This is a genomic window from Winogradskyella sp. ECml5-4, assembly GCF_036903175.1.
Classification (GTDB): Bacteria; Bacteroidota; Bacteroidia; order Flavobacteriales; family Flavobacteriaceae; genus Winogradskyella; species Winogradskyella damuponensis.
On record NZ_JAYJLF010000031.1, the window covers coordinates 1 to 6,366 of the forward strand.

General features: G+C 31.4%; 8 protein-coding genes. All 8 read right to left on the reverse strand.

Going from position 1 to position 6,366, the window contains the following annotated elements:
• Nucleotides 1–137 precede the first annotated feature (137 nt).
• Complete coding sequence (locus VDP25_RS17120) at nucleotides 138–728, reverse strand: hypothetical protein (protein WP_334471786.1); 591 nt, start codon at nucleotides 726–728, stop codon at nucleotides 138–140.
• Nucleotides 729–887: 159 nt separating this feature from the next.
• Nucleotides 888–1,601 (reverse strand): hypothetical protein, encoded by a 714-nt coding sequence (locus VDP25_RS17125; protein ID WP_334471787.1) that lies wholly within the window; start codon nucleotides 1,599–1,601, stop codon nucleotides 888–890.
• A 145-nt stretch (nucleotides 1,602–1,746) separates the two neighbouring features.
• Nucleotides 1,747–2,511 carry an NADAR family protein gene (locus VDP25_RS17130; protein WP_334471788.1) on the reverse strand — a complete coding sequence of 255 codons (765 nt, stop codon included), beginning with the start codon at nucleotides 2,509–2,511 and terminating at the stop codon, nucleotides 1,747–1,749.
• A 146-nt stretch (nucleotides 2,512–2,657) separates the two neighbouring features.
• Entirely contained in the window at nucleotides 2,658–3,536 is an 879-nt protein-coding gene (locus VDP25_RS17135; RefSeq protein ID WP_334471789.1) for an alpha/beta fold hydrolase, read from the reverse strand.
• 160 nt (nucleotides 3,537–3,696) lie between these two features.
• Nucleotides 3,697–4,386, reverse strand: coding sequence for a hypothetical protein (locus VDP25_RS17140; RefSeq protein ID WP_334471790.1), 690 nt, complete (start codon nucleotides 4,384–4,386; stop codon nucleotides 3,697–3,699).
• A 150-nt stretch (nucleotides 4,387–4,536) separates the two neighbouring features.
• A complete protein-coding gene (locus tag VDP25_RS17145) occupies nucleotides 4,537–5,031 on the reverse strand; it encodes a hypothetical protein (protein ID WP_334471796.1) in 495 nt (164 codons plus the stop codon).
• A gap of 333 nt (nucleotides 5,032–5,364) precedes the next feature.
• Complete coding sequence (locus tag VDP25_RS17150) at nucleotides 5,365–5,832, reverse strand: DUF4265 domain-containing protein (protein ID WP_334471797.1); 468 nt, start codon at nucleotides 5,830–5,832, stop codon at nucleotides 5,365–5,367.
• The gene (locus VDP25_RS17155) at nucleotides 5,825–6,226 is read right to left on the reverse strand and encodes a hypothetical protein (RefSeq protein ID WP_334471799.1); all 402 of its coding nucleotides are present in this window, start codon (nucleotides 6,224–6,226) and stop codon (nucleotides 5,825–5,827) included. The genes VDP25_RS17150 and VDP25_RS17155 overlap by 8 nt, the downstream gene beginning before the upstream one ends.
• Between the last annotated feature and the right edge of the window lie 140 nt (nucleotides 6,227–6,366).

The following is a 6,366-nucleotide window of genomic DNA, read 5'->3' on the forward strand; positions in this document are numbered from 1 at the left end:
CTACTAAAACAGGCCTTTGCACTAGCTAAATCAGGATTAATATATGATGGAAATTATAAAAGTACTTTAGTGAAAAATTAATACATTTTTACTTGTTTTTTACCACAGTACTTTGTTGTGTGTAGGCTTTTATTTATTCAACTATATTTTTTCTTTTGTTCCACGCTTTTCGGCTCGTAGGACGTTTGATATTTTCCATTTTTGTCAGGCGAATATATTTTATATGGTTCTCTATTTTGGTTTTGTTCTTTTCTAATTTCGTGGAATAAATTCAAATCTCCGTTTAAAAAAGTCAGTCCGTATTTCAATAATTCATTATTAGCATTTTCCAAACTCGGTTCGACTCCTTTTTTAGTCGGAAACTCATATTCCGATGCTTTTGATTTCGGCTCAATTATTTTCTTAAACCTCCAGAGTGCAATTGAATTCCAATCATATTCTAAAACGTCTTCGCTGTCTCCTTCTCCGAAAATTATATTGTAACAATATGGGTAATCTGTCGGATAAGTTGTACTCGATATTTTTAAGTATTGGTTTTCCTTTCGGTAAATTATTATCGAAGAATGTTTTCCGATTTCAATTCGGTGTTTTATATATCCGAACTTTTCAAAAGTCGGAATTACAATTTCCATAGCTTTTTCCGAGAATAACTTTTGTTCAGGTGAAGGCTTTTCGGTCTTTTCCGATTTAGCTTTTTTATTACCTTTTATAAAATCAAATATTCCCATTTTTCTTGTTTCACGGATTTTTCTTCAGCTTACACACAACGGTTTTGTATATGGTTTGTTGCGTGTTTTAAGCACCTAATTTAGCAAATACAAACCGAATAGAAAATCCGCGAGGATTTTCGTAAGTAGGCTAGAACTAGCAATAAATTATATACGGTGTTACCCAACGTTTTTATTTCCCATTATTATTTCAACTGCCTTTACAGCTTCTTTTTGGTAATTTGATTTGTTGTTCAAAATTTCATTCAGTTCACTTTCGGATTTGGATTGAAATTTCTCGACAAATTTTTCGGTCCGATTTTTTTCTTGAACTTGTTTTAATTCCACAGCTTCTTTAGAATCGGATTTGTTAATGTATTGAAACATTCTAAACCTATACTTTGTGTTGTCCACTATTGGTTTGTCGTGTAAAAAGTCCACAAGTAAATTCGAAATATAATATCTATCTCCATTATTAGATTCCAAATCCCAATAAGCAAGGTCAGAGTTTATCATTTTCCAACGCATTGCGTTGTCAATCCGATTTTTGTAATAAATTCCTAAATGATAAATGGAAGATTTTATTTCTGTTATTTCATATCGTTTTGATATTCCGTCTTTGACAATTCCAATGCTATTAGATTCATTGTCAATCTCAATTTTAGTATTCTTATTTTCTTTGTAATAGTCAAGATAAATAATGAAATTCGGTAGATTATAAATTAAGAAAATCACAGACATTATTTTGACAAACAAAAGGTCTAAAACAAATTGTTCTCCTTTTTTTAGATAATAATAAATAGGTGTTATTATTATTAGACCAATAACAAAATAGATATTCTCCCTCAAGAGGGTTTTCAGAAGTTTGTTGTTATGTTCAAAGGTTTTTTTCAAATGTTGGGTAACGTGCTTGTGTATGATTAGTGGCGTGTTTAAGCACCTAATTTAGCAAATAAAAACCGAATAGAAAATCCGCGAGGATTTTCGTAAATAGGCGAGAACTAGCCATTAATTATACACGTTGTTGCCATTAGTTTTTTTATTCGCAATCATCATTGTACCAACCTTTCCATTCTCCAGTTTCGGGATAAGTCAGTTCATAAATTCTCTTTTGAGATTCACTTAAACTGTCCAAATATTTACTCAATTCCATTATATGAGTTTCTCCATAACCCATTCTCCAACCAATACTATATTTGTCTATTTCTGGATAAGCTAACCAAGGTGGCAAAATCGGATTTTCTAGAGTTTTAAATTCTCCAATTTCATTCAGAATGTCTCTTGTTTCCATTAAAGCGTATCCGAGTAAATTCAGTCCATTCCAAAAGTATGGATTTTCAGCGTCTTCATTATTTTGAGCGAGTCCAATTCCCCAAATATTATCGACAGGACTTGCTTCAACCAAAATTCGGTCGTTTGTATTTTTTAAAAACTCCGATAGCTTTGGGTTCTGACTAAACTTGTGAAAATTACCTCTTACAACTATTTCAAATCTATTTTCTTCCCAAATCCGTTGGTTGAAGTTTTTGACTTGTCTACCAAGTTCTTTTACTTTTCCAGCTTTTGAGCTTTTGATTATTTGTTCGTGAATATCTTTGTCATTAAACAACAAAGCTTTTTCGGCCATCATAAAATGTTCGGCTGTTTGATATTCAATTCCGTTAACCTCAAAATTTGATTCGTACCATTGGCTGAAACAAGATTTAGTTATTAAATCAGATTTCGTGTGTCCCCAAAATAGCAGGAATTTCAGGTTTTCTCCTGATTCAAATCGTTCAATTATTTTCTCGTTCGTGTAGTTCATTCAAATTAATGGCAACGGTCTTGTATAAGATTAGTTGCGGTTTTGTGTGCGAGGATTTTCCGCAGGAAAATCAGACGTAACAAAAGTGCAACTACCTTTGTTTAAGCCTAAAATAAGCAATTAATTTTATACGTTGTTAGCTACAGTTATTTCTTCCATTTTGTAAAATTTGAATCAGGTCTTTTAAAAGGTTCTGATAAAAATTTATTCGCAATTTCATTAAATAATTCAGGGTTTGATGCAGGTGTAAAATGTGTTTCTCCTGGCATTATGCATAATTGAGCTTTGGGAATATTTTCATATATTTCTAAACTATGTTTAGTCCTAATTATATCTTCATCGCCAGCCATTATTAAAACTTTTGCTTTTATTTTTGATAATTCTCTAATTGGAATATTTGGCTGGTCGCCCAAAAGTCCGAGACGTTGTTTTTGTGAGTTCCAATTTTGAGTAGTATCGTGCTCCTGAATTTTTAATTCAACCATTTTTTTGGATTTCAAAGCGTAATTAACTGCCCAAGAGTTAACAGCTGTTGAATCTGGTCTCAAATTAGCTCCCATCGCTACAATTTTTTTGATTTTTGATTTACCTGAAATCCCCATCTTCAATCCAATAATTCCACCGTCGCTCCATCCAATAATATTAATAGAGTCTAATTTTAAGTGATTAACTATCGCTTCCCAATCTCTTGTAATTTGAACATATGTTAAAGAATCTGTTTTTAATTCAGATTTCCCTTGTCCTCTATTGTCAGCTATGATTACTCTATATTTAGTTTTGAAATAATCTATTTGATTACCCATTGATTTAATACTACCACTATTTCCGTGAATCAGTAATAATGGTTCGCCTTTTCCATATTCCTCATAATAAATTTTGGCTCCATCTATTGTGATATAATTCCCGACTGTTTCATTTTCTCCATAAGGTGTGTCAAATTCAATGTTCATTTTGACTTGAGCATTGGTAATACTACAAAACAAAGAGAAAATAAATATTCCTAAAAGTTTAATTGAATTTTTCATATTGTCGGTTTTAATTGTAGCTAACGGTCTCGTATAACTGTCAGTTACGGGTTAAATTAGCGTTTATTTTCGGTTAAGAACTGGCGTTAGCAATTCCGAGTGGATTCGGACGTAGTCGAATCCGCCGTAATTGCGGTTATACATTGTTAGGCAACGTTTTTTATTCATACATCAAATTTTCCAGTTCGCTTTTTTCTCCATTGTAGATTTTAAAGAAATCAGTTGGTTTGTCGGCTATTTGTTTAACCATTTTTTCGTGGTCGTGATTTAGTCGATATACTTTTCCTTTTTTGTCCACTGCAATATAATTTCCGTCTTCCATATCCAAAATTGTGTAGAATAGTTTTTCGTCAATTTCAATTTCGAATGTGTAGTCTAATTCCAAAAGTTCAAATTGCTCTTTGGTTAGCGATTTTAATATTTTTTCCGCTGTCTTTTGGTCAGGGTTTTCGATTTTCAGATGCTCCAATTCTATTTGGTTTTTCTGAATTTGGTTTAAGTCAAATGTTTTATGAAAATACTCTGGACTATCTGTTTTAATTTTGGTCAATCCGTCAGATTGATAATATAATTTAATCGGTTGAAATTTATTTTCTTTTTTGTGCCACACTGAAAGTCCATTCAGATTAAAACTGGTTTTGTGATTTCTGTTTATAATCTCAAATTCTTTAGGCTTATAACCACGAGAAATATAAATTCCTTTCGGTTCGTGCATAAAACTAATTCCGTAAACTTTGGAAAGTCCGATTGCAGTTTTTAGTTGGGGCATTTCCAATTCCAACAATTCAGCTATTTTAAGTCCGAATTGCTCAATATGTTTCTTCTTTGTCTTTCGGTTGAAAATGCTCATTTCAAATGTTGCCTAACGGTCCAGTATAACCGTCAGTTACGGGTTTATATGCGTTAATTTTCGGTTTGACACTGACGTTAGCAATTACGGCGGATTCGGAATTAGTCGAATCCGCCGTAATTGCGGTTATACATTGTTGTGAGCAGTACTTTAGTTCATTTCTAAGTTAAGAAAATAAAATTTGATGTTATTGTTTTCTTTCCAAGTATGGTACGTTTCAAAAGTATGTTTGTTGTATTTATCGGTCGCTTTATGCCAAATAAAAACTATTGCAAAATTATCTTTTGAAGGCATTTTTATCTTTTCATTGAAAAACATATTTAATTTTTCTAAAGAAGGTAATTTTTTAGAATACTTTTTTTTCAATTCAGCTACATCACCTTTTCCGCATTCACTAATCCATACATCTAACTTATGTTTTAGTAGCATACCAGAATTATCAACGATTAGAAACTTAGGCAACTCAAACCCTTTATTATTCTCAAAAGTTTCGATAAAATTATCGAAATTAATTTTATCCTTAAAAGTTAGTTCATTGATGGAGTCTTTAATAATATCATATTTTCTTAGATAAGCTTCATTGTTTTCTTGACCGAAAGTGTTATATGATAACAAACTAATAATTAATAACAAAAAATATCTCATTGCTAGTTATTTTCATTGGTAAACACAATCAATTGAAATTTTTCTTCACTACAAGAATTTAAGCTTATAACACCTAGTGCTAAAGCAAATAGTAAAATTGTTTTTTTCATTTTTTGTTTATTGTTAATAACAAAACTAAATTATATTAAAATAGATACACAATATGTTAATTTTTCGGTATTGCTCACAACGTGTTTGTATATGGTTTGTTGCGTGGTTTAAGCAACTAATTTAGTAAATAATTACCGACCAAGAAAGTCCGCGAGGACTTTCGTAAGTAGGCGAGAAGCCAGCAATAAATTATATACGGTGTTCTACGCAGTTTTTCTCCATTTAATTATATCCTTCAGTTCGATGTTTGTCCGAAATTGTTGGTTCTGCATAGCTAATTATTTCAGAATTTTCCATTCGGTCAAGTTTTTTTTTTATTGGCTCATAGTTTAAATTCGCTGGAATTTCCATTGAGAAATAACCTTCATTTGCTTTTTCTGATTCGCAACCTAATTTATAAAATATTTCACGAATACTATTTGTTTCAATTGTTTTGTCCATTATTACAACTTGAATAACAGTTCGACCAGAATATTCGACAGTTTCTCGATAAGTCAACATTTGTTCAGTTTCGTCAAATTCCGCAAATACAATGTCCTCCGATGCAATTAATGGAATATAAAAAGGAATGTTGTCAATCTTATATAGCCCTTTTTCTTGGTCAACTTTATCCGCCCAAACAGTTTCCACCATTTGTTCGTCAAAAATGTTGCTGTGAAAATTGAATAATATTTTTACTTGTTCACTCATTTTGATACTCAAATATTAGTTTCAATTTATTTTCCGCTATTAATCTTTGTAAATCTGTGAAATTTTTTCGTTCTATTTTTTCAATATTCGCTTTTGGTCGATAGACTTTTATTTTTGAGTAATAACTTGCCTTACTCACAAAAGTGTATAAATCGGTAGAATCTTTCTCTTTTGTTCTAACGTTTATTCTTCTCCAGTTCTTTCCGATAACTCCAAATTTAGATGTTTCTTCATTAATTATTATGTCGGAATCTTTTGATTCATAATAAATCTCTTGATAATCTCCATAATGGTCTTCAATTTCCATTGTTCGAAGTCCAAAACCGAGAAGTCCAATAATTACTATTATTGCAATTCCGAAAATCAAAAGTCCGTATTTTAATGTTTTTCTCAATGTTGGTTTTAAATTGCGTAGAACGGTTTTGTGTATGGTTAGTTGCGTGGTTAGGCAACTAAGTTAGCAAACATTTACGAACCCGTGAAAATTCCGCAGGAATTTTCGCAAGTAAGCTCAAAAAAGCAATTAACTATACA

Excerpts from the sequence above, each read along its gene's own strand:
- VDP25_RS17150 (WP_334471797.1), bottom strand. The coding sequence starts at position 5,832 with ATGAGTGAACAAGTAAAAATATTATTCAATTTTCACAGCAACATTTTT.
- VDP25_RS17120 (WP_334471786.1), bottom strand. The coding sequence starts at position 728 with ATGGGAATATTTGATTTTATAAAAGGTAATAAAAAAGCTAAATCGGAA.
- VDP25_RS17130 (WP_334471788.1), bottom strand. The coding sequence starts at position 2,511 with ATGAACTACACGAACGAGAAAATAATTGAACGATTTGAATCAGGAGAA.
- VDP25_RS17140 (WP_334471790.1), bottom strand. The coding sequence starts at position 4,386 with ATGAGCATTTTCAACCGAAAGACAAAGAAGAAACATATTGAGCAATTC.
- VDP25_RS17145 (WP_334471796.1), bottom strand. The coding sequence starts at position 5,031 with ATGAGATATTTTTTGTTATTAATTATTAGTTTGTTATCATATAACACT.
- VDP25_RS17135 (WP_334471789.1), bottom strand. The coding sequence starts at position 3,536 with ATGAAAAATTCAATTAAACTTTTAGGAATATTTATTTTCTCTTTGTTT.